This window comes from Cytobacillus sp. EB106-05-05-XG126 (assembly GCF_058791715.1).
In genome coordinates, this window is sequence record NZ_JBYTDU010000001.1 from 1339216 (window position 1) to 1360729 (window position 21514).

Annotated in this window: 20 protein-coding genes and 1 pseudogene; 4 read left to right on the forward strand and 17 right to left on the reverse strand. The window is 42.9% G+C overall.

Features of this window, described 5'->3' with window-relative positions; translation table 11 throughout:
- Window positions 1–310: 310 nt before the first annotated feature.
- Both lipP1 and AC3WTL_RS06695 read right to left on the reverse strand, forming a co-directional pair.
- The gene (gene lipP1 / locus AC3WTL_RS06690; RefSeq protein ID WP_492369232.1) at window positions 311–1255 is read right to left on the reverse strand and encodes a LipP1 family hormone-sensitive lipase; all 945 of its coding nucleotides are present in this window, start codon (window positions 1253–1255) and stop codon (window positions 311–313) included.
- A gap of 67 nt (window positions 1256–1322) precedes the next feature.
- Entirely contained in the window at window positions 1323–2969 is a 1647-nt protein-coding gene (locus tag AC3WTL_RS06695; protein WP_492369233.1) for a flavin-containing monooxygenase, read from the reverse strand.
- 176 nt (window positions 2970–3145) lie between these two features.
- On the opposite strand from AC3WTL_RS06695, the gene AC3WTL_RS06700 reads away from it, so the two are divergent.
- Window positions 3146–3841, forward strand: a complete 696-nt coding sequence (locus tag AC3WTL_RS06700; protein WP_197246222.1) for a response regulator transcription factor — start codon at window positions 3146–3148, stop codon at window positions 3839–3841.
- A gap of 66 nt (window positions 3842–3907) precedes the next feature.
- Here AC3WTL_RS06700 and AC3WTL_RS06705 read toward each other — a convergent pair whose 3' ends face one another.
- The 7 genes from AC3WTL_RS06705 to AC3WTL_RS06735 form a co-directional block, all read right to left on the reverse strand.
- Window positions 3908–5182 carry an L-cysteine desulfidase family protein gene (locus tag AC3WTL_RS06705; RefSeq protein WP_197246224.1) on the reverse strand — a complete coding sequence of 425 codons (1275 nt, stop codon included), beginning with the start codon at window positions 5180–5182 and terminating at the stop codon, window positions 3908–3910.
- A gap of 139 nt (window positions 5183–5321) precedes the next feature.
- Window positions 5322–5669 (reverse strand): hypothetical protein, encoded by a 348-nt coding sequence (locus AC3WTL_RS06710; RefSeq protein ID WP_492369234.1) that lies wholly within the window; start codon window positions 5667–5669, stop codon window positions 5322–5324.
- A gap of 153 nt (window positions 5670–5822) precedes the next feature.
- Window positions 5823–7262: a Kelch repeat-containing protein gene (locus AC3WTL_RS06715; protein WP_492369235.1), complete on the reverse strand. Its 1440-nt coding sequence runs from the start codon at window positions 7260–7262 to the stop codon at window positions 5823–5825.
- 265 nt (window positions 7263–7527) lie between these two features.
- Window positions 7528–9045, reverse strand: a complete 1518-nt coding sequence (gene opuFB / locus AC3WTL_RS06720) for an osmoprotectant update ABC transporter permease/substrate-binding subunit OpuFB (RefSeq protein ID WP_492369236.1) — start codon at window positions 9043–9045, stop codon at window positions 7528–7530.
- The gene (locus tag AC3WTL_RS06725) at window positions 9042–9995 is read right to left on the reverse strand and encodes an ABC transporter ATP-binding protein (protein ID WP_197246232.1); all 954 of its coding nucleotides are present in this window, start codon (window positions 9993–9995) and stop codon (window positions 9042–9044) included. Before AC3WTL_RS06725 ends, opuFB begins: the two co-directional genes overlap by 4 nt.
- 176 nt (window positions 9996–10171) lie before the next feature.
- Window positions 10172–10474 (reverse strand): hypothetical protein, encoded by a 303-nt coding sequence (locus tag AC3WTL_RS06730; RefSeq protein ID WP_492369237.1) that lies wholly within the window; start codon window positions 10472–10474, stop codon window positions 10172–10174.
- A gap of 130 nt (window positions 10475–10604) precedes the next feature.
- The gene (locus AC3WTL_RS06735; protein WP_197246234.1) at window positions 10605–11810 is read right to left on the reverse strand and encodes an NAD(P)-dependent malic enzyme; all 1206 of its coding nucleotides are present in this window, start codon (window positions 11808–11810) and stop codon (window positions 10605–10607) included.
- A 139-nt stretch (window positions 11811–11949) separates the two neighbouring features.
- Between AC3WTL_RS06735 and AC3WTL_RS06740 the strand changes: the two genes are divergently transcribed.
- The gene (locus tag AC3WTL_RS06740; RefSeq protein WP_197215004.1) at window positions 11950–12843 is read left to right on the forward strand and encodes a LysR family transcriptional regulator; all 894 of its coding nucleotides are present in this window, start codon (window positions 11950–11952) and stop codon (window positions 12841–12843) included.
- Window positions 12844–12891: 48 nt separating this feature from the next.
- Here the strand turns inward: AC3WTL_RS06740 and AC3WTL_RS06745 are convergent.
- A pseudogene (locus AC3WTL_RS06745) lies at window positions 12892–13597 on the reverse strand (gamma-glutamyl-gamma-aminobutyrate hydrolase family protein).
- A 144-nt stretch (window positions 13598–13741) separates the two neighbouring features.
- Complete coding sequence (locus tag AC3WTL_RS06750; protein WP_197215002.1) at window positions 13742–15391, reverse strand: catalase; 1650 nt, start codon at window positions 15389–15391, stop codon at window positions 13742–13744.
- Window positions 15392–15619: 228 nt separating this feature from the next.
- Between AC3WTL_RS06750 and AC3WTL_RS06755 the strand changes: the two genes are divergently transcribed.
- Entirely contained in the window at window positions 15620–15745 is a 126-nt protein-coding gene (locus AC3WTL_RS06755; RefSeq protein ID WP_258549827.1) for a hypothetical protein, read from the forward strand.
- 331 nt (window positions 15746–16076) lie between these two features.
- Here AC3WTL_RS06755 and AC3WTL_RS06760 read toward each other — a convergent pair whose 3' ends face one another.
- Both AC3WTL_RS06760 and AC3WTL_RS06765 read right to left on the reverse strand, forming a co-directional pair.
- Window positions 16077–16862 (reverse strand): glucose-1-dehydrogenase, encoded by a 786-nt coding sequence (locus AC3WTL_RS06760; RefSeq protein ID WP_197246242.1) that lies wholly within the window; start codon window positions 16860–16862, stop codon window positions 16077–16079.
- 12 nt (window positions 16863–16874) lie between these two features.
- Complete coding sequence (locus AC3WTL_RS06765) at window positions 16875–17729, reverse strand: GRP family sugar transporter (RefSeq protein WP_222496868.1); 855 nt, start codon at window positions 17727–17729, stop codon at window positions 16875–16877.
- A gap of 294 nt (window positions 17730–18023) precedes the next feature.
- Between AC3WTL_RS06765 and sstT the strand changes: the two genes are divergently transcribed.
- The gene (gene sstT / locus AC3WTL_RS06770) at window positions 18024–19256 is read left to right on the forward strand and encodes a serine/threonine transporter SstT (RefSeq protein WP_197246246.1); all 1233 of its coding nucleotides are present in this window, start codon (window positions 18024–18026) and stop codon (window positions 19254–19256) included.
- A gap of 118 nt (window positions 19257–19374) precedes the next feature.
- Here sstT and AC3WTL_RS06775 read toward each other — a convergent pair whose 3' ends face one another.
- The 4 genes from AC3WTL_RS06775 to AC3WTL_RS06790 all read right to left on the reverse strand — a co-directional run bounded on the left by AC3WTL_RS06775 (window position 19375) and on the right by AC3WTL_RS06790 (window position 21495).
- The gene (locus tag AC3WTL_RS06775; RefSeq protein ID WP_197246248.1) at window positions 19375–19770 is read right to left on the reverse strand and encodes a VOC family protein; all 396 of its coding nucleotides are present in this window, start codon (window positions 19768–19770) and stop codon (window positions 19375–19377) included.
- A gap of 267 nt (window positions 19771–20037) precedes the next feature.
- Window positions 20038–20187, reverse strand: coding sequence for a helix-turn-helix domain-containing protein (locus AC3WTL_RS06780; protein WP_197246249.1), 150 nt, complete (start codon window positions 20185–20187; stop codon window positions 20038–20040).
- A 31-nt stretch (window positions 20188–20218) separates the two neighbouring features.
- A complete protein-coding gene (locus AC3WTL_RS06785) occupies window positions 20219–20653 on the reverse strand; it encodes an SRPBCC family protein (protein ID WP_197246251.1) in 435 nt (144 codons plus the stop codon).
- 14 nt (window positions 20654–20667) lie between these two features.
- Window positions 20668–21495, reverse strand: coding sequence for an SRPBCC domain-containing protein (locus AC3WTL_RS06790; protein WP_226619123.1), 828 nt, complete (start codon window positions 21493–21495; stop codon window positions 20668–20670).
- Window positions 21496–21514: the final 19 nt, after the last annotated feature.

Sequence of the window (21514 nt, forward strand, 5' to 3'; positions counted from 1 at the left end):
TCCTCCCTTCCATTTTCGTCTTCATGAATTCTTTATGGTGACCATTTTCTTTTCCTCGCTTATATTTTCGGCTTCATGAATGCTTCATGACGACCGTTTTCCTTTCCTCCCTTCCATTTTCGTCTTCATGAATTCTTTATGGTGACCATTTTCTTTTCCTCGCTTATATTTTCGGCTTCATAAACCATGGCTACCATTTTCTTTCCCTTATAGTTGCTATGAACGCTTCAAGATATCTAGCAAGTAATTAATTTAAGAAGCGAACAAAAAAAAGACACTCCCAATCAGAAGTGTCCAATCTAAATATCTATTATTTTGAAGCGACACTGCCCTGGAACACACGGTTTAACGCATCTGCCGCCTGCTCAATTGACTTTCTTCCCTGCTCCAGTACACCCGGCATCCAGAAGAATCCATGGATCATGCCGTCATATCGTTTGGCTTCAACCGGAACGCCGGCTTCTTTTAAACGCTCAGCATAGGCTTCACCTTCATCGCGCAGCGGGTCAAATTCTCCAGTTAACACCAATGCAGGCGGCAATCCGCTTAGGTCTTTTGCCTGCAGAGGAGAGGCATATGGATTTTTTCCATCCTCTTCATTCCGCAAATAATGATTCCAGAACCATTCCATGCTGTCTTTCGTTAACAGGTAGCCGTCTGCATTTTCAGTATAGGATTCTGTTGCATAAGAATGGTTAGTTACTGGATAGATCAGCATCTGATAGGCAATTGAGATTTCACGCTTGTCTCTTGCCATAAGAGCCACAACGGCTGCAAGGTTTCCTCCTGCACTGTCGCCGCCGACGGCAATACGGCTTGGATCAACACCAATGGATGCCGCATTTTCAGCTGCCCACTTGGCTGCAGCGTACGAATCATCCGCAGCAGCAGGAAATTTATGCTCTGGTGCAAGTCTGTAATCTACCGAAACGACCACGCAATTCGCCAAATTCGTTAACAGTCTGCAAGGAACATCAACTGTCTCAAGGTCACCAATTACCCAGCCGCCCCCATGATAGTATACCAGCGCAGGAAATGGACCTTCTCCTTTAGGAGTATATATTCGGACAGGGATTTCTCCTCCAGGTGCAGCAATTTTTTTATTTTCAATCTTCCCTACTTCCTCCGGCTCTCCAGCGAGAGCACTGAAATCTGTGGTAAGGCGGGCTTCCTCCGGTGATAGCTGGCTCATCGGAGGAGCTCCTGCTGCCTCCATCTGTTCCAATAAAAATTTTGCCTGCGGATCTAATGCCATAATTATTTTCCCCCTATTAATATATTTATAGACAGGGCAGAATTTATTCCTGCCCAATCTATACCCACTAATTAACGGCAGTTTTTTCAGGTGCTGTCAGGATAAAACCTTCGTAGCCTTTTTCGGCGACTTCATCACAAATCTTCCGGTAGGTTCCTACACCGCCAAGATAGATTTGAAAGCCGCGGGCTTTTCCTTCGATATTGGCACCCATGTACCAGGATTCTGTTTTGGTAAACAAAGTTTGATCGGCGATTTCACGGCAGTGCTTGCTCCATGTATTTTCCGACTCTTCTTTGACTTCAATGACAGCCTGATTTTGTTCCCTCATATAGCTGATGCAATCAAATACCCACTCCACATGCTGCTCAATTGAAACCATCATATTGCTCAATACGGACGGACTCTCTGGTCCAGTCAGCATGAACATATTCGGGAAACCTGCTGTGCCGAGGCCAAGGTAGGTTCGGGTTTGTGAGCCGCCTGCCCATTTTTCTTTGAGGGAGACGCCGTTTTTCCCGCGAATATCCATCTTAAACAGCGGTCCAGTCATCGCATCAAATCCTGTGGCAAACACAATCATGTCAAACCCATATTCATTATCTGCAGTCTTAACGCCTGTTTCGGTAATCTCCTGAATCGGTGCCTTTTTTACATCCACCAGCGATACGTTATCCCGGTTATAGGTCTCAAAATAATCTGTATCTATGATGGTGCGTTTAGTGCCATAATAGAACCTCGGAAGGAGTTTTTCCGCAACTTCAGGATTTTTAACTGTTTCGCGGATTTTAGAGCGAATGAATTCAGCCACAATCTCATTCGCTTCCGATGAGATGGACAAGTCATTATATGCGTAAGATAGCTTAAGAAGTCCTCCTTCTTTCCAGGCTTCCTCGAAAACTTTTTGCCTTTCTTCAGGAGTTTCGTCAAAAACGGAAACATTTCTTGGCTCCTCCGGTATACCGGTTATGGAATGGCGCATTTTTACTCTGATATCCCCGTAATTTTTCCGTATATTTTTCAGATGTTCAGGATCATTCGGCGTATTCCTGGCCGGGCTGCTGTATTGCGGGGTCCGCTGGAATACGGTCAAATGCCCGGCTTCTTTTGCAATAACAGGAATTGCCTGGATACCGCTGGACCCTGTGCCAATGATGCCAACCCGCTTCCCTGTGAAATCCACTCCTTCATGCGGCCAGTGCCCGGTATGATGCCATTCGCCTTTAAAGTTTTCCAGCCCTTTAAATTTAGGTACATTGGACGCTGACAAGCAACCTACAGCTGTAATAAAATATTGTGCAGAAACCTTCTCACCATTATTTAATTGTACGTCCCACCTATTTTTCTTTTCATCATATTGTGCGGACTGCACCCTTGTATTGAATTTCACATCACGCCGCAGATCAAACTTATCTGCTACATAGTTTATGTAGCTTAATATTTCAGGCTGTTCGGCGTATTTTGCCGACCAGCTCCATTCTTTCAGTAGTTCCTCAGAAAAAGTGTAATTATAGTAGATGCTTTCAACATCGCATCTTGCGCCGGGATAACGATTCCAATACCATGTACCGCCGACATTATCGCCTGCTTCAAATACCCGGGTGGAAAAACCGGCCTCCCGCAAACGATGCAGCATATACAATCCAGAAAAACCAGCCCCTACGACAACAGCATCAAAATCCGTGAGAGAGTTCGATTTTTGAAATGATGACATACTTTCTTCCTCCTCATGATATTAATTTTTATGAAAGCGATTACATTTTCCTTTTTAATAAGTTCCTCCTCTCCAATACTTATAATTTTTAACTATAACTAAAGCTTACTATCATTCATTTGTATTGAATATTCATAATTTTCTATATATAATATCCCTATAAGGAAGGTGTTAATATGGCAATAGAATCTACCATTTTGGATAATATCCATAATTTAGAAGATATCGAGAGTCATGAGGAGAAACTGTATAAAATTTTAGAGGTTTATATGAACATTTTTCCTGTTAAAAACGCCTATTTATTTCGTTATTCACCTTTAGGCTTTATTGGTGAAGGTATCATCGCTATTACATGCCACGGATTAATACATATTAGAGATATCAGGGATGATGTTCGTTCATTGCCGCTCATTTACTCTGCCCTCTATGAAAGAAAAGCTAAATATTGTTCGGGAATCGAATACCTCAAGCAAATAAACATCAAATACATAACTACTTCCAATGTCAACTCCTTCCTTGCTATCCCCATTTGCTTTGGTGCAGTCCCTATCGGCTATATTTGCACAAACGAATTTGACGAACAGGGAAAAATTTCTGATCAGCAGCTTTCCTCTTATACACAGTTTGGTCAGCACATTGGAAAAACTCTTGAAAAAACAGAAGGAAAAGAAGATGCCCGGTTATTAAGCAGAAGAGAAATGGAGGTCATGAAGAGGATTTCCTGGGGAGAAAGCATAAAGGAAATGGCCGATTCCATGTTTATCAGTGAAGTCACCATCAACCAGTATATTAAAACAGCTATCAGGAAACTGGGAGCACAAAACCGGACACAGGCAATTGCGGAGATGTTTCGACGAGGGATGATTTCGTAATTCACACATGTTCATTTACCGCACCAAAAGGCCCTTTTCTTAAAGAAAGGGGCCTCTTTGAGCTGTTTATTTCTCCATCATTAATTTCAATATCAGCTCATCCGTATGACGGGTTCCTTCATTTCCTAATTTACAGAAACTCTCGATACTTTTTTCAACATCATCGTGAATAAATCCATCGGTTGATTTGATTTCCTGATCGTTGAGTGCAAGAAGGGCAGACTGCACAGCTACATTAGAACAGGTAGACACTTTCATGGCACAGCCTGCTTTAGCTCCGTCACAGATCATTCCAGAAACATTCCCGATTGTGTTTTGAATGGCTGCTTTGATTTGGTGAAGCTGTCCATCAAGCAAATATACGATGGCTGCACTTGCCCCCATTCCTGCAGCAGTTACACCGCATAATGCAGAAAGCCGGCCAAATTTGGATTTAATATGAATGGTTATCAGATGGCTGAGTGCCACTGCCCGAATCATTTTTTCATTTGTAACCTTAAGTCTTTCTGCAGCAGCAACAACTGGAAGAGTGACTGCGATTCCCTGGTTGCCGCTTCCGGTGTTTGCCATAACAGGCAATGTGGAGCCTGCCATTCTCGCATCTGACCCAGCTGCAGCCAAAGACATTGCAGCAGTGGCAATATCATCCGACAAAATCCCCATTTCCACATTCCTTTTTATCGTTTTCCCTACCTTTAGGCCGTATTCACCTGATAGGCCTTCCATTCCAATGATCCGATTGAGCTCAATACTCTTTTTTACAAGTGATAAGGAACTGATTTCCGCACTAAGCACCCATTCATATATTTCATCAATGGAGAGTGCAATTAATTCATCTTCTTCAGATTGGATTCCTATATTTTCACATCCACCCTGGTAGATAACTTCTCCATCAACCTCAATTAAAGTAATATTGCTGTGGTTATCAGAGATTACGACTCTGGAAGTGTGGATATCAGTTTTTAATACAGTTTCGATATAAAGCCTTTTCGGTGACTCCGCCTGCAGGGAAGTTACTTTTCCTTCTTTAATAAGTTTAAGAGCCAGCAGCTCATCTTCAGGCCCTACTCCCTCTAATACTTCCAGCTTTCTTGCAGGGTCCCCTGCCACAGCGCCAATTGCCGCTGCGAAATCAAGACCATAGGAACTCATGCCCGGAATTCCGACTGATTTAGCATTTTTGATGATGTTTCCGCTCGCTTTTAAGCATAGCTCTTTTATTTCCCCTTTAGCATGGCTCTTTGCAGTTGCTGCAGCGAGTGCGATCGCGACAGGTTCCGTACATCCAAGGGCAACCACTAATTCTTTTTCCAGAATTCTTAAGATCTTGTGCTTCTCCATTTTTCATACCCCTAATTGTTTAAAGTAAAAGAATAAACTTTAACTATTATAATCCAAATAGTGATAAATTAAGAGAGGCAATATTTCCTTCCAACATGAAACTCTTCGGATTCATTAAACCAGGAACAGCTCTGTCTGTTTAATCTTTGCTGAATAATGAACTTAAATTCTTCAATGTATATAATCTCCCCGTCACCATAAACAGGCTGTTATAGTTTCTTTGTACATATTCATCAATTATTATGAGACCTTTTAAAAATTGATTCACCAAATAATTTGTGTACTTTGGATCCCAGACGAAACGGTTGATTCTGATCAGCTCATCTGCGAGGATATGAAACTTAAAGTCTTCAGCAATCAGTTTGATTTGTCTTAATTTGCCGGTATCCATATAGAAGATATTTTTTTCGAGATTTTTATTCAGGAATGTCAGAAAGTCATTAATATTTTCAGCGAGCAACGTTGCTTTTTGCATTTCATGTTTCACAATCATACTCTCCTTTATTTTTTGTTCTGTTTAAGAAGAATTTATGAAAGAGAGTATGATCTTAATACAGCAAAAGGCCAGGAATCAGATGCTCCGGCCTTTTGCAATTATTTTATTTTAAAACAGTGTGATGTTCAGCATTTCAGGTCAGGTTTATCCTTTCCCAAGCATATCCTTAAGCGGATCCAGACAGTTCTTTTTCTCTTTCACCCAAACCTCGCAGCCCTCAAACGGATTGGCAGTGCCCAAATAGAGATTGCCATTTTCAGAGACAAACAGATTCCGGCATCCATAATTTTTCGGATTTCCGAGTCCGTTAATCGTCACGGGAAACCAGTGAATGCCATCTGGCGACTTCCACAGGCTAAACCCAAATGTCAAGCGGGTTGCTGGAGAAATCAAGGCAAAGAAAAGATCAGATATACATTCGATCGGCAGTAAACGCAATAGTGGATTCTCACTCCATAAGCTTTTCAGCACCTCGGGCAAAAGCGGCGGTATAAGGTCTGTCCAGTCCCAGGTTCCAAGATACAGCCAGCCATTATATTCTTTCAGCTGCCAGCAATAGCCATTGGCAATATTGCCAAATCCCGATGGAATTCCGCTTATGGCCGTACCTCTTCTCCCGGTTTCAGGGTTCGATTGTTCAACAGGCTTGCTTCCAATGACCAATTCCCATTGATCATTTTTATTGATTCGAATTAAGTCAAAGCCCTTTGGTGTTACTAGCCGATCATTCGGATCAAGGCTAAAAATGCCAAAATAAACGGCTGTACCAAGGTATAGATATCCTTTAAAGATTTCGAGGCTTAATGGCACCTCATTCCTTGCATCGCCTGCTCCTTTGTCAACAACCTTTACCCATCTGTCTGCCCTAGGATTCTCATCTTCGGATCGCCATAACTGGAAGCCTTCCGGAAGGGCTGTCCCAATATACAATCTATTATTAAAGCTCGACATAATAATTCCATTACCCTGAGGATTTTTATCCGGATCCCCTGACAGATCAATTTGCTCCCAGCCATTTTGTTCGGGATCTTCGCTCACATAAAGCAACGTATTGGAGACCTGAAGCTCGTTTCCTGGAAGCGCGGCCAAGAAAAGTTTATTGTTATGAACCACCATTGTTCTCGTTGATCCGCCCTGCAATAAGCTTGGCAGGGGACGCCACCCTTTTTCATCTGTATATTTCAAAACAAGCAGGTTTGGACTAAAAGTTGCACAGCCCGCATATAAAGCCTCTTCTCCAGAAGGTGATTTATAGGAGATCATAAATCGGAAGCCAACTATTCCAAGAGAAGGTTCTTTAAAGACGCGTTCCCATTCCCCGCAGCCATCCTTCTTATAACGCCAGATTTCACCGCTAAAGTCAGGATTCTTTGGAGTCAATTCCTCAGGCACTTCGATATCGCCAAAAATAGCTCCGCTCGAAAGGACCGAGTAGACTATATTACGGCCTGTCCCAACATAAAGATACTCTCCAAACTCGGCAACAGACCATGCGTAATTGTTCTGCATGGCATTATCGGGATTGGTTTTGTCAAACCCATTAACCGGGGTTATCCTTTTAAAGCCACTTACATTAAACCCCATCGTTTTTACACCTCATTTCGCTTTTTAATAGACTATGCGAAAGTATGAAAAACGCAGGGGCACATGTCTTGGACAAGTGTGGATTTACCGGGAAATGGAGAAATGGCCTTAGAGTGTTACCAGATCAATGGCATTTATCACAGGAAAAGGATAAATCGAGACAATAGAAGTGCAGAACCAAAAAAGCAGCCCCATTTACAAAAATGGGACTGCCGAAATGAAAGTGCTATTGTTTTTACTCGATAACTTTCCCTGTTTGTGCAGTTTATTTCAGCAATCCTTCCTTCTTAAGATACTCCCTTGCTGTTTCTTCAGGACTCACACCATCAACATTTACTTTGTAGTTCATTTCACGCATTTCATCATCGCTGATCTTTCCATCCAGCTTGTTTAAAGCTTTAACCAGCTCCGGATGGTTTTCAGCGGTTTCTTCTCTCAACAGCGGGGCGCCCTGATATGGCGGAAACAGATGTTTGTCATCCTCCAGGACAGTGAGGTTGTATCTGGCAATTTCGCTATCTGTAGAATAAGCATCCACCAGGTTGATTTCACCTTTTTCGATTGCTCCATAGCGCAGTTTAGGCTCCATGGTTAAAACAGTTGGAAATTCTACGCCATATAGCTTCTGGATGCCACGATAGCCATCTTCCCGATCTGAGAATTCAAGGGTGAAGCCGGCTTTTATGTTTTGCTCGACTGATTTTAGATCTGAAATTGATTGCAGTTCATACTCTTCAGCCAGTTTCTCAGGCACTGCCAAAGCATACGTATTATTGTAAGCCATCGGTTCTAGCAGCTCCATGCTGAATTGTTCCTTCATTCCTTTTCTCGCCTGCTCATATACCTGACCGGAGTCTGTGCTTACCGCTGTCTCTTTTAAAAATTCCGCAATAGCTGTACCGGTAAACTCAGGATACACATCAATACTGCCAGACTTCAGAGCATTGAAGACGAATGATGTTTTTCCTAACCCTGGTTTTAACTCGACATTAAGATCGGTTTCATTTTCAATCAGCAATTTGTACATATTGATCAGGATTTCCGGTTCTGAACCAAGTTTCCCGCCGATGACAATCTTCTCTTCCGGTTGATTTGCCAATAGAGGAATCGCCATAACTAATATCATCGCACCAATGAATACTCCAAGTGCTGTGAGCGATTTTTTAAATGACATTTGCTCAAACCGGCGCAGCAGCATATCAAAAAGGATTGCCAATATGGCTGCAGGGATGGCCCCAAGTATAATCAGGGCCGTGTTGTTCCGGTCAATTCCCAGGAGAATCAATTCTCCTAAACCGCCTGCTCCAATTAAGGCTGCAAGAGTGGCTGTTCCGACTATTAAAACCATCGCGGTACGGATCCCGGCCATAATGACTGGCATGGCAAGAGGAAGCTCTACCTTCATAAGCCTTTTGCGCCTGTTCATCCCCATTGCCCTTGCCGCTTCGATAATAGAATCGTCCACTTCCTTTATGCCTGTATATGTATTTCTCAAAATGGGCAGGAGGGCATATACGACTAATGCGATAATGGCAGGCACTTTTCCAATTCCAAATAAGGGGATCAATAGCCCAAGCAGCGCTAATGAAGGTATGGTCTGCAATACGGCTGTTACACCAATGATTCCTTCTGCGATTTTTTGCTTTTTTGTAAGATAGATTCCAAGCGGGATGGCAATCAGGACTGCAAAAAATAACGCAATTAGCGAAATCTGGATATGTTCAATCAGCACACTTGCTAATTGGCCTTTTCTTTCACTAAAAACTGAGCTGAGGGTGTTCATGACTTCACCTCTCTTTGCATGCTGCCTGCCAATTTACGAATAACAGCCTGCCTGTTGACCAGTCCAATGATTTCCCCGTCCTCTTCCACAGCAAGTTCATTATTAGCGGCCAATAAGCTAAGCGTTTCTTTGAGTGAAGCCGAGGCTGGAAGGACTGCCATGCTCTCTTCTGTTTCTGAAATCGGCAGAAGGATGTCATGAAGATTAAACCCCTCTATATAAGGCCCCTGTTCTTCCCCTACGAACTGCCTGACAAATTCGTTTTCCGGATGCGCAAGCAGTTCTTCAGGTGTGCCAATTTGGACGACTTCCCCGTCCTTCATGACACAAATGCGGTCGCCGAGCTTTAAGGCTTCCTTCATATCGTGTGTAACAAACACAATGGTTTTCTTTATTTTTTTCTGAAGGCTGATTAGGTCATCCTGAAGCTTTTCCCTGCTAATGGGATCCAGTGCACTAAAAGGCTCATCCATCAGGATGATGGGCGGATTGGCTGCCAGTGCTCTTGTTACGCCCACTCTTTGCTGCTGCCCTCCTGAAAGTTCATGCGGCTTTCGGCTCCGGTATATGTCAGGCTCCAATCCGACCATTTCCAATAACTCATCAATCCGTTCTTTAATTTTCACCTGCTCCCAGTTCTTTAGCTCCGGTACGATTGCGATATTTTCCCCAATTGTCATATGAGGAAAAAGGGCAATCTGCTGAAGGACATAGCCTATATTCCAGCGGAGCTCATGAATGTCATAGTCACTGATCCGTTTGCCATTTATGAAAATCGTGCCTGATGTCAAAGGAATCAGCCTATTAATCATCTTCAGAACGGTGGTTTTCCCGGAACCGCTCGGACCAATAATTACGAAGAACTCGCCTTCTTTTATATGTAAATTGATTGAATCTACAGCTTTGGTACCATCCCGATACTGTTTCGACACATTGTCAAACTGAATCATTGCTCCACCCCATTAATTTGTTTACATCTGAATTATTCCCTTAACAAATTTCTGAAAAACGGTCCTGCCCGCGTTTTCTTTTTAGCTGTTATACTATCATACAGATAGACAGGAAACATTTCCAATCCTAAGAATCCAATGAAAAGACAGCCTCCTGCATTGGAGGCTGCCAGTGTTTAAGCGGGATAACTTTTCAGGTTCTTAAAGAGGTCCGGAAAGTCTTTTCTGATTGCTTCGCGGATATCCCCGAATGCAAGATGCCGAATGGGATAGGTTTTTACTTTCTTTAAGGTGGAATGCGGGTTTCCTATAAAAATATTAACGGTCTCTTCTAAAAATCTTTCCTGTTGAAACATATAATTGTTTCGATTTTCAAAGACTTTGTTTTCTGTTTGCTCATAAATAACGTAATAGTTTTCGATGATTTCACCACGGAACATTTCCTGCGTCTCAATTACTTCGTATACTTTCATCGGCATCAGTCTCCCCTTTAAATAAATTCAAGTGACGAAGTTGATAAATTCAATCCCATTGGCAAAATCTGCAGCTTTATATTTTGGATACTATGATGGATTTCACTTGAACATGCCTAAGCATATTAATTTCATTCTATTGACTTATTATTTGGTTCTGTATAATTTCGATTTGGGCTGCACCTGTTTCCTGTGCTGCTTTTATTACTGCATCCCTTACTGCAGGAACAATCCGGCTGTCAAGCGGCCCTGGAATAACATAATCAGGTGTCAGGTCTGTAGCATCGATTAATCCCGCAATCGCTTCGACAGCTGCCATTTTCATTTCTTCATTAATTTCAGTTGCTCTGACGTCCAGGGCCCCTCGGAAAATTCCAGGGAATGCGAGGACATTATTCACCTGATTCGGCAAATCGGATCTTCCTGTTCCAACGACTTTAGCGCCTGCCGCTTTCGCCTCATCCGGCATGATCTCAGGAATTGGATTAGCCATGGCAAAAATAATGGAATTCTGACTCATCGTCTCGACCATTTCCTTTGTTAAGGCACCGGCAGAGGAAACCCCGATGAACACATCGGCGCCTATGATAACATCCTCAAGAGGTCCTTTACGTTTTCCTGGATTGGTGATTTTCGCGACAGACTCTTTGACAGGGTTCATTCGCTCCTGCCTTCCTTCATAAATCGCTCCCTTTGTATCACACATGATGATTTCTTTTGCTCCCATATTAAGGAGCAGCTTGATAATTGCAATTCCTGCCGCACCCGCTCCATTGATTACGATTTTGATTTCATCCATTTTTTTGCCGGCAAGCTTCAGCGCATTGATTAACCCTGCTGCTGTCACAATCGCTGTTCCATGCTGGTCATCATGAAAAACGGGGATATTCATTTCCTGCTTCAGCCGTTCTTCAATATAAAAGCAATTGGGTGCCGCGATGTCCTCCAGGTTAATGCCTCCAAAGGAAGGCTGCAGCAGCCTGACTGTTTTAATGATTTCTTCGGGATCCTTCGTATCAAGGCAAATTGGAACGGCATCAATCCCTGCAAAAGCTTTAAATAATGCAGCCTTCCCTTCCATAACAGGCATGGAGGCTTCAGGGCCAATATCGCCAAGTCCCAAAACAGATGTGCCGTCAGAAATCACAGCGATTAAGTTTCCTTTTATTGTATAATCATAGACCTTCTCAGGCTGGTCATGGATTCTTCGGCAAGGCTCTGCCACTCCTGGGGAATAGGCTAAGCTTAAATCCCTCATGCTGTTCAGCGGCATTTTTACATCGACCGTTAACTTCCCTTGAAACTTCTCATGAAGCAGTAAAGATTCCTTCTGCAAATCCATTCTATCCATCTCCCCTTATTGAATATTGTTAATTTTCAGTATTTGTTGTAGATTATTATATAATGAACGGCATCCATAAATGAAATACATATAATCTATAATCCTTATGCCTTTTGGTTATACGAGAGGAGTGCAGTAATTGGATATCAGGCATTTAGAATATTTTGCTGAGGTAGCCCAGCACTTAAGCTTTACAAAAGCATCCCAGACCCTGCATGTCACCCAGCCTTCCATCAGCAAAGCCATTAAAAATCTCGAAGGCGAACTGGGAGTGCCGCTATTTTACAGGTCATCGAAGCAGCTTGAATTAACGGATGCAGGAAAAGCCGTGTTAATCAATGCGAAAAAAGTGCTGGACGCATTTCAGAACCTGACATTGGAGTTAACAGATTTAATGGAGCTGAAGGGCGGTGAAATCAAAATTGGCATACCTCCCATAGTCGGCGCAGCCTTCTTTTCGAAGCTTATCAGCCAATATAAAGAAAAGTTCCCATTGATCGAAATTAAATTAACAGAAGTCGGCACGAAGAAAATAAAAAAAGGGGTGGAAGATGGCACATTGGATATTGGCCTGATTTGCACGGTCCCCTCCCATGGAAGCGGTTTTGAAATAATCAATGTCCTAAGGGATCCCTTAATGCTCATTATCCACCGGGAACATAGGCTTGCTTCAAAAAAAGAAGTGCATTTTTCAGAATTAGCCAAAGAGCCTTTCATCCTCTATCGGAAAGATTTCACCCTCTATGATCTGATTATTGAGGAATGTTTAAACAGCGGCTTTCAGCCTAATATTGTCTGTGAAAGCTCGCAAAAGGACTTCCTGCTGGGAATGGTTGAAGGAAAACTGGGAGTCACCATGCTGCCAAGCAAAATCTGTCAAAATATAAACTGCAATGACCTAGTGGTTCTGCCCATCTCTGAATCTGCTGTAAATTTAGAGCTAGGGATGATTTGGAAAAAGGATAAGTACTTATCCTTTGCGGTCCGGGAGTTTATCGCCGGTGCGGAGATTTATCTGGAGGAAGGGCAGTGAAACGGCCGTCGCAAATTTGAGAATTGCGACGGCTTTTTACTTCTGGAGCTATTGTGAGCAAGCCTTAACAAATGCATCAAATATAGCATTTGAAGGGTCATCATTCTTTTGTGTCATGCATTCAGGGTGCCACTGTACTCCTAATGCAAAGCGATGCTTTGTACTCTCAAAAGCCTCAATAACCCCATCACTCGCCTCTGCACATACCTCAAAGTTTTCAGGCATTTTGCGGACAGCCTGATGATGATAGCTGTTTACTTTAAAGCTTTGCATTCCAGTAACTTTGTGGAGGAGAGAATCTCTTTTTACATTCACAAAGTGAGTCGCATGCCAGCGGGGGGCTTTTTGGCCATGCTGCAGCAAAGGTACGCCCATTTGGGAAAAGATGTCCTGATACATATCACCCCCAAGAGCAATACTGAGGATTTGGCAGCCCCTGCATATGGCTAAGATTGGTTTATTTTGAGCAAGCACTTTTTGAATCATGCTGATTTCGAATACATCTCTTTCCGGGCAAATACTGCCCAGCTTTTGATGGGGTTCTTCACCAAATAGTGTTGGGTCGATGTCCCCCCCCGCCAGTAAGCAGCAGCCCATCAAGCGTTTCAGCCAATTTTTCGACTTTCTCATCATCCAGCAAATTAGGCACAACAACTGGAACGGCCCCTGCGTTTAATAATGAATGGATATTATCCATTGAAACGGAAAGGGTATGATCATCTAAATTTGATGTAACTCCAATAATTGGTTTCATTCGGCACCTCTGGTTATATAGTTTAGAAGATTATTCTATAGAACCGGGAAGAAGTCCTATCTGCCATAAAAAAAGAAGCAAATTAAAAAAAAAGAACTGCCCTGCAGTCAGTATTGCTGACTTTTGGACAGTCCATGTTTGCTATTAATACGGATCCGTTTCATGGCTTTTCTCAACCGCTTCTTTTGATGCCTGGTTTTCAGCGATTGAACCCTGGCCATATTTAGATCTTCCAGCGTCACGGCCTGGAATTTGTTCTTCCCCGCTCATCCCCTGGATCTCTTTCATGACTTTCCCGGTTTCTTCCTTGACACGGCGGCCATAGTCTTCATCAGCTTGTGTGAAATGCTCAAACATAGCATCCTGAATCCGTTTGTCGCATACCGCTAAAGCTTCAGACAGGTTCTTGATCAGTTCATCTCGCTCCCAGTCATCAAAGCTCCTGTAAGTATGGCCGGCCTGGCCGTAATTATTTGGCCGATCGATCGGTGCGCTCATGGCAGCCGCATTATAAGTTGGCCGATGCGGGATGCGCGCTTCTTCAGGTGCTTCCTTAAAGCCGCCCTTCATTGAAGGCTCGTAGTTAATATGCGGATTATCTCCTGCCTCTTTCGAGTCCCGAATATCCATTTGGCCGCGCTGCTGATTCGTACGTACGGGCGCTTTCGGAGCGTTAACCGGCAATTTCAGATAGTTCGCTCCTACTCGATAACGCTGTGTATCGGAATATGAGAAAGTCCGGCCTTGAAGCATCTTATCATCGGAAAAATCCATTCCATCAACAAGTACTCCCGTTCCAAAAGCCGCCTGTTCAATTTCTGCATGGTAATCCACTGGATTGCGATCAAGCACCATGCGGCCAACAGGAAGCCAAGGAAACTGATCCTCCGGCCAAAGCTTGGTATCATCAAGGGGATCAAAATCCAATTCTGGATGGTAATCATCCTCCATGATCTGTACAAAAAGCTCCCATTCCGGATAATCTCCCCGTTTAATCGCCTCAAATAAATCCTGTGTAGCATGTCCGACATTTTTAGCCTGAATCTCGCTTGCCTCTTCCTGTGTCAGGTTGCGGATACCCTGTTTTGGTTCCCAATGATATTTCACCAGTACAGCTTCCCCTTTTTCATTCACCCATTTATAGGTATTGACACCGGATCCCTGCATGTGACGGTATGTAGCGGGTATTCCCCAAGGTGAAAACAGGAATGTAATCATATGTGTGGCCTCTGGTGTCCTGGAAACAAAGTCAAACATCCGCTCGGGATTTGACACGTTTGAAACAGGATCAGGCTTGAATGCGTGAATCATGTCAGGGAATTTCATCGCATCACGGATAAAGAATATTTTAAGGTTATTACCGACCAAATCCCAGTTTCCGTCCTCAGTATACATTTTTACGGCAAAACCTCTAGGATCACGTGCTGTTTCGGGTGAATCCTTCGCACCTGCCACAGTTGAAAAGCGGACCATTAATGGCGTCCTCTTCCCTGCACCAGAGAAGACCTTGGCACGTGTATACTTCTCAACCGGCTCATCGCCCACTTTTCCGTACGTTTCAAAGTAACCGAATGCGCCTGCTCCTCTTGCGTGCACCACACGCTCTGGAACCTCTTCCCTGTCAAAATGGGAGATCTTCTCAATGAAATGATAATTTTCCAAAGTAGCAGGTCCCCGATTGCCTATCGTGCGAATGTTTTGGTTATCCGTAACAGGATGCCCCTGCCGAGTTGTCAGTGTCTCACGGCTAACATTCTGCTCATTTTCTGTATTCATATCTTTGTTATCTGCCACAATCTAACCTCCTAAAAATGAATGACCCTATTTTTCCTATGATTTAAAAATTTATACCTGAATTTACTTCAAATGTTAATTATTGTATTTACTTTCAAAATAGATTGCCTGGTTATCATACCCATAAAAATGGAAATGAAACCTTTTTGAGTAATGTACTTAATTAATTTCGTCGGAATAATGTTCATGCCTTTGTAAAAAATATTCTTGTCCAGGGGAGGTGGAGACATGCCGAATCTTAATGATAACAAGTTCAAAAAAATTCAATCTGAGAGCCAGAAGCAGGGTAAAACATACGAAGAGTATGCTGCTGAACTGGAAGCGAACAAAATGAAGGCTCAAAAAAGGAAATAAATGACTGTAAGGCAGGGAATAGCGTTCCTGCCTTTTTAGCTGCCACTGCTAATTATAGGTTCTCGCTGTATGTATCATTTCCGTGTCCTTAACAATCTTTAATCCAAAAGGTATATTTAATAATTTGTCCGCATCCCGGTCACAGTTTGTTAACATTTGCGCTTTACAATATAAATGTACCGAAACATCATAAAGCCCTTTTTCTTTACCCCTTCAGGTCCGGCCCTTTTTAAGCGGCCGGATTTTTTATGTCTATCTTTTTACCGCTGTGCACTAAAAGTTCCGTTACCTGCCTAAAAAAAGCCCCTCTCAAATGAGAAGAGCTTTCCATTCATCCTTTGCCAGCCTGAAATCCCGGATATTGCGTCATACCGCCATCAGCATACAAGGTCATTCCGGTGACATAGCTTGCTTCAGTGGATGCCAGCCATACTGCACAAGCTGCTATTTCTTCCGGCTTGCCGATGTAGCCCATGGGAATCAGCTCAACCACACCTTTCTTCAATTCAGGATCTGCCAATTTTTCCGCATTAATGGGTGTATCAATAGCACCAGGGGCAATGCAGTTCACCCGGATACCTTGCGGGGCAAACTCAAGCGCAAGTGTCTCAGTCATCAATTTAACTCCGCCTTTACTTGCTGCATAATGAACAAAATGAGGCCATGGGATTTCCTGATGAACAGATGACATATTAATGATCGAGCCTTTTATTTTGTTTTCCAGCATGTAGTCAATCGCTTCACGGCAGCCTAGAAATTGTCCCGTTAAATTCGTTGAAATCACTTTATTCCAATCCTCCAGGGTAAGTTCTTCAGATGGAACTTCATTTTCGATTCCCGCGTTATTGATCATGACGTCGAGAGAACCGAACGTTTTAATGGCATGTGCAATCATTCTTTTAATATCCTCTTCCTTTGTAACATCCCCCTGGATGGCAGAGGCACTGCCGCCGGCTTTCTCAATCGTTTCCATAATCCCCTGCACTTCCTGTTCTTCATTAAAATAGTTGATGACTACCTTTGCTTTTTCAGTACCGAAACGTTCAGCCATTGCCTTCCCGAGCCCGGTCGCTCCGCCGGTAATGACTACAACTTTTCCTTCAAGACTTGGATACATAAGATCACTCCCTTATTTTTTCGTAAAGCCGAGCAATACTCCCCCTGCAATAATAAACAAACAGCCAAGGAGAACCATAAACACCTGTTTTTTGCTTTTCCGCTCATTTAAGAAGAAAAGCCCGCCAATGGTCGATATGACAATTCCAGTCTGAGAAAGTGAAAAGCTGGTTGCCACGCCGATCTTCGGAAGGGAAAGCAGCAATCCCAGATTCCCGGTGCTCCAAATCAGCCCCGTCATGATATTACGGACTGCATATTTGTTATATGGCCTGCGGCGGAGGGTTATGAGGAATGCTCCAGTTACCATTCCAATTGCCTGCGGCAGGATGGCAGACCAGCCGTCAATTTCAAACCAGCGGATTAGTACAACATACCCGACAAAGCCTGCTGTCGATAATAGGAGTACAAGCAGGCCTTTCTTGAGACTTTTTCCCTGTTCCTTGTCATCCCCCTGTTTCAAGGAAGTCAGAACAGCACCGGCAATAATGCAGACCAGAGAGGTGACTCCGATGATAATGCTCATCCTTGTTTCCCATTCTTTAAAAATGAATACTCCAAAAAAAGTTGTTCCAATAAGCTGCAGACCTGTGGACATCGGAGCAGTCTTGGCAACCCCCAAATAGCGGACTGCCCCAAACTGATTTTTCTGCCCAATCGACCAGAACAAACCAGAAATAAAGCCGACTGCCCAAACGATATTGGACAGTTCCGGTCTCTTGAAAAGATAGACCGCAATGGCAAATAATAGGGCTCCTATTGTCGTGCCAAGCGTCTGGCTGTCTTCGTCCCCGCCAAGCTTATTGCTGACAAATACAATACTGCCCCATGAAACCGCTGCAATGAGGGCTAATAGAATTCCTGTCATGATGTGTACCTCATCCTTCGATTTTATGTACATTTTTAGATTGCGGCTATAGATAGGCACTTATTCCACAAGCAAAAAAAGTATTGAATTTTTTATTATCATTCCACAAAGATAATCTAATGAAACCAATAGCATCAGCAGGCTATCTCAAAAAAAGCCGTTTAACAGATATTTCAATATAATAATTTATCACACAATTTATAATATTTGTGTTAAACTAACAAGTATCACTGTCGAATAACAGTGATAAGCCATTATTCTCTTTTATATAATAATCATTTCGGAGGGAATCGAATGAAAAACGCAATCAGCAAGTGGAACCAAATAAGTCTGGTAAAAAGAATTCTGCTGGGCATCATCGCAGGTATTGTCCTCGCTTTGACTATTCCGAAAGCAGCGGGATGGGTCTCTATCTTCGGTACTTTATTTGTAGGTGCATTAAAAGCAGTGGCACCGGTATTGGTTTTTTTCCTGGTCATGCATGCCATTTCTAAACATAGAAGCGGACAGCAGACAAATATGAAGTCCATTATAGCTCTTTATGGTGTAAGCACCTTTTTAGCAGGACTTGTCGCAGTAGTAGCAAGCTTTATTTTTCCTGTTACCCTTTCACTTGCACCGGGAGCAGAGGATGTAACACCTCCTGGAGGGATAGCAGAAGTTCTTACAACCCTGCTGACTAACGTTGTGGACAACCCGGTCAATGCACTGATCAATGGCAATTATATCGGCATTCTGACTTGGGCCATCCTGCTTGGCATTGCCTTAAGAAAAGCAGCAGACACTACAAAAAACTTGCTCGCAAATTTCTCAGATGCCATTTCAACTCTAGTAAAGTGGGTAATAAGTTTCGCCCCAATCGGAATTATGGGCCTTGTGTTTGATGCGATTGTCAGCAATGGTCTTTCAGCACTGATGGATTACGGCAAGTTACTGTTCATCCTTCTGGGCTGCATGTTCTTTATCGCTCTGGTTGTGAATCCGCTTATCGTATTTTTAAATATTCGCAGAAATCCATATCCGCTTGTACTTAGATGCTTACGAGAAAGCGGAATTACAGCGTTCTTCACACGCAGCTCAGCAGCAAATATTCCTGTAAATATGAGCTTATGCGAAAAGCTTGGGCTGGATGAAGATACGTATTCCGTTTCCATCCCATTAGGCGCAACGGTTAATATGGCTGGTGCAGCTGTTACAATTTCTGTTTTGACTCTTTCAGCGGTTCACACATTAGGTATTCAAGTGGATTTTGGTACAGCTCTAATCCTTAGCGTGTTAGCAGCTGTTTCTGCGGCAGGTGCTTCAGGTGTTGCAGGCGGATCCCTTCTTCTCATTCCTTTAGCAGCAAGCTTATTCGGAATTCCGGATGACGTAGCGATGCAGGTTGTCGGGGTAGGATTCATTATTGGAGTTCTTCAGGATTCATGTGAAACGGCTCTTAACTCTTCATCAGATGTTTTATTTACAGCAACTGCAGAATATGCAAAAAAACGCAAGGAAGGCAAGATTGTGAAAATCAGTGCCTGATAGAAATTAGAGGAGCCAGTCCTTTGGCTGGCTCCCCCATGAAAAAAGCCCTCTCGCGATGGAGAAGGCTTTTTTCATTTATGTATTTTCCCATATGATGCTATAAGTTTAGATAAGTTTACTTGGCATTTGCGTCCGGCTGGTGAATACCGAAAATATTCCCTTCAGTATCCTTATAGTACCCCTGCCAAGCCATTCCCGGAAGAGCATACTTCGGTAATGCGACAGTGCCGCCGTTCTCAAGAATTCTGCCTTCCGCTGCATCGTAATCTTCCACGCCAATTGTGCAGGAATATCCGTTTATCGCTTGATTATCTCCTGGAGGCGGTCCCTGGCGCTGCATCAAAGCACCATTTATGCCCGTCTCTTCTTCATTTCCAGTCACTGCTCCATAATAAGGCATTCCGGCATACTCACTCCAATCCTGAAATGACCATCCGAATACCTCGCCATAAAACTTCTTGGCCCTCTCCATGTCATCCACATGAACTTCGAAATGAACTAATCTGCCCATAGTCTCCTCCTCAAACTTGTAATCGCTTACATGGTTATTATAATGGTTGTGTAAAAAAGTACAACTTAAAAAGGGACATTCACATATAGAACGGCCCCTCCACATATTCCTATTTATCATTTCTTTGCTATAAGCGACTCATTTTTGTGAATCAAACTCAATTTCTATTGCAATATCAGCAATATACTTATTGTTCAGCTCATCTTTCATCTTTTTCTCTGCTTCAATCTTCACCTTTACATTCAGGCAAACTTCAATTGAAAATCATCACCCTCCAAAGAACAATGAAAAAGTGGTTTGCGCTTCAATGGCCCGAATCACGTCCAAAAAAGAAGTTTTTCGAGAACGGCTTACATTGATGTATCCGCCTTTAACACCAGGAGTTGATTCGATCAGCACAGTTTTTACAGGTATCAACAGGAATTCTGCAATAAGTTATTAAATAAAATTACTTTTCAAGAATGGCTTTGATTTTTTTCAAATCCTTCATATTTGCTCTTCTCATCATGGGTGCCATGAAGGGAGACATGATCTTATTAAAGCCATTTGGGTTTCCTTTATTTCTTATAGTCATTTGAGTATGGTTTTCATCGATAGCTTGCCATGTATAGATGGTTTCCATGGGAAATGGGCCGTTTGCTGTTTTCATAGCTATTTTCCTTTCAGGAATGAATTCAGCAATTTCATATACATATGCAAGCTCCCTGCCAAGAAATTTTGCTTTAAAAGCAACTTGGGAGCCCAGCTGGAGCGGTTTTGGTGTCTTCCATTCAACTGATTTTATATTCACATACCAATCAGGAGCATGATCAGGGTTAGCGGCATATTCAGCAACTTGTGAAATAGGGCAATTAATTGTTATTTCTGTTAAAACATCTACCATCTCGGCCTCCTAAATTAATTGTCTTCTACGTAGTTTTTTAATAGGGTGCCAAGCAAGTATTCCCATCCCTTGGAATGCTCCTCTTCCCATTGGTCCTGAATAACACCAGAAGCTGTATGGGAAAGCTGAAGCAGTGTCCCACCTTCTTTTTCAAGAAGCCGATACGTATAGGCACTGTTGACAGCTCCCTGCATGCCAAGATGGCCATGCAGCCGTATTTCTTCAGGAGCATTCACATAATATACATTCCCCCACACCGCACCTTCTTTTTCACCCCAATTTTCGATAAATTGTCCGCCTATCACTGCCTTAAAAGTAAAGTGGGAAGTTACTCCTTTTGGAGCTATGCGGAACTCCCACCAATCTTCCACCTTTTCGGTTAATGCTCTGAATACTTCTTCACGTGGTGCATCAAGAAATATCTCCTGTTCAATGCGAAAATCCTTAGGTGATTCCATCGTTTTGTCTCCTCCTTTTTCTCTTACTGTCCTCCTTAAATTAAGCAGCGAGCTGGCAGTAGATTGCATGTATTTGTCAACCCAGCGCTCATGCACTTCCTGTAGAGGTACCGCATTAAGAAAATGCCTTTTATATTTTCCTTCCCGCCTTACCAAGACCAAGTTCCCTTCCTCTAAAATATTTAGATGCTTCATAATGGCATACCTTGTGACTTCAGGAAAATGGTCGTCTAGTTCTCCAGTCGTTCTTGGCGATATCTTAAGAATATCGAGAATTTCCCTGCGGATCGGATGTCCCAATGCTTTAAAAACGGTGGATAATTCATCGTACATTCCATCGGCCCTTTCCATAATGATCATTAACACGTGACCAAATAGTAACATGTTTTATGTGACCTTATGG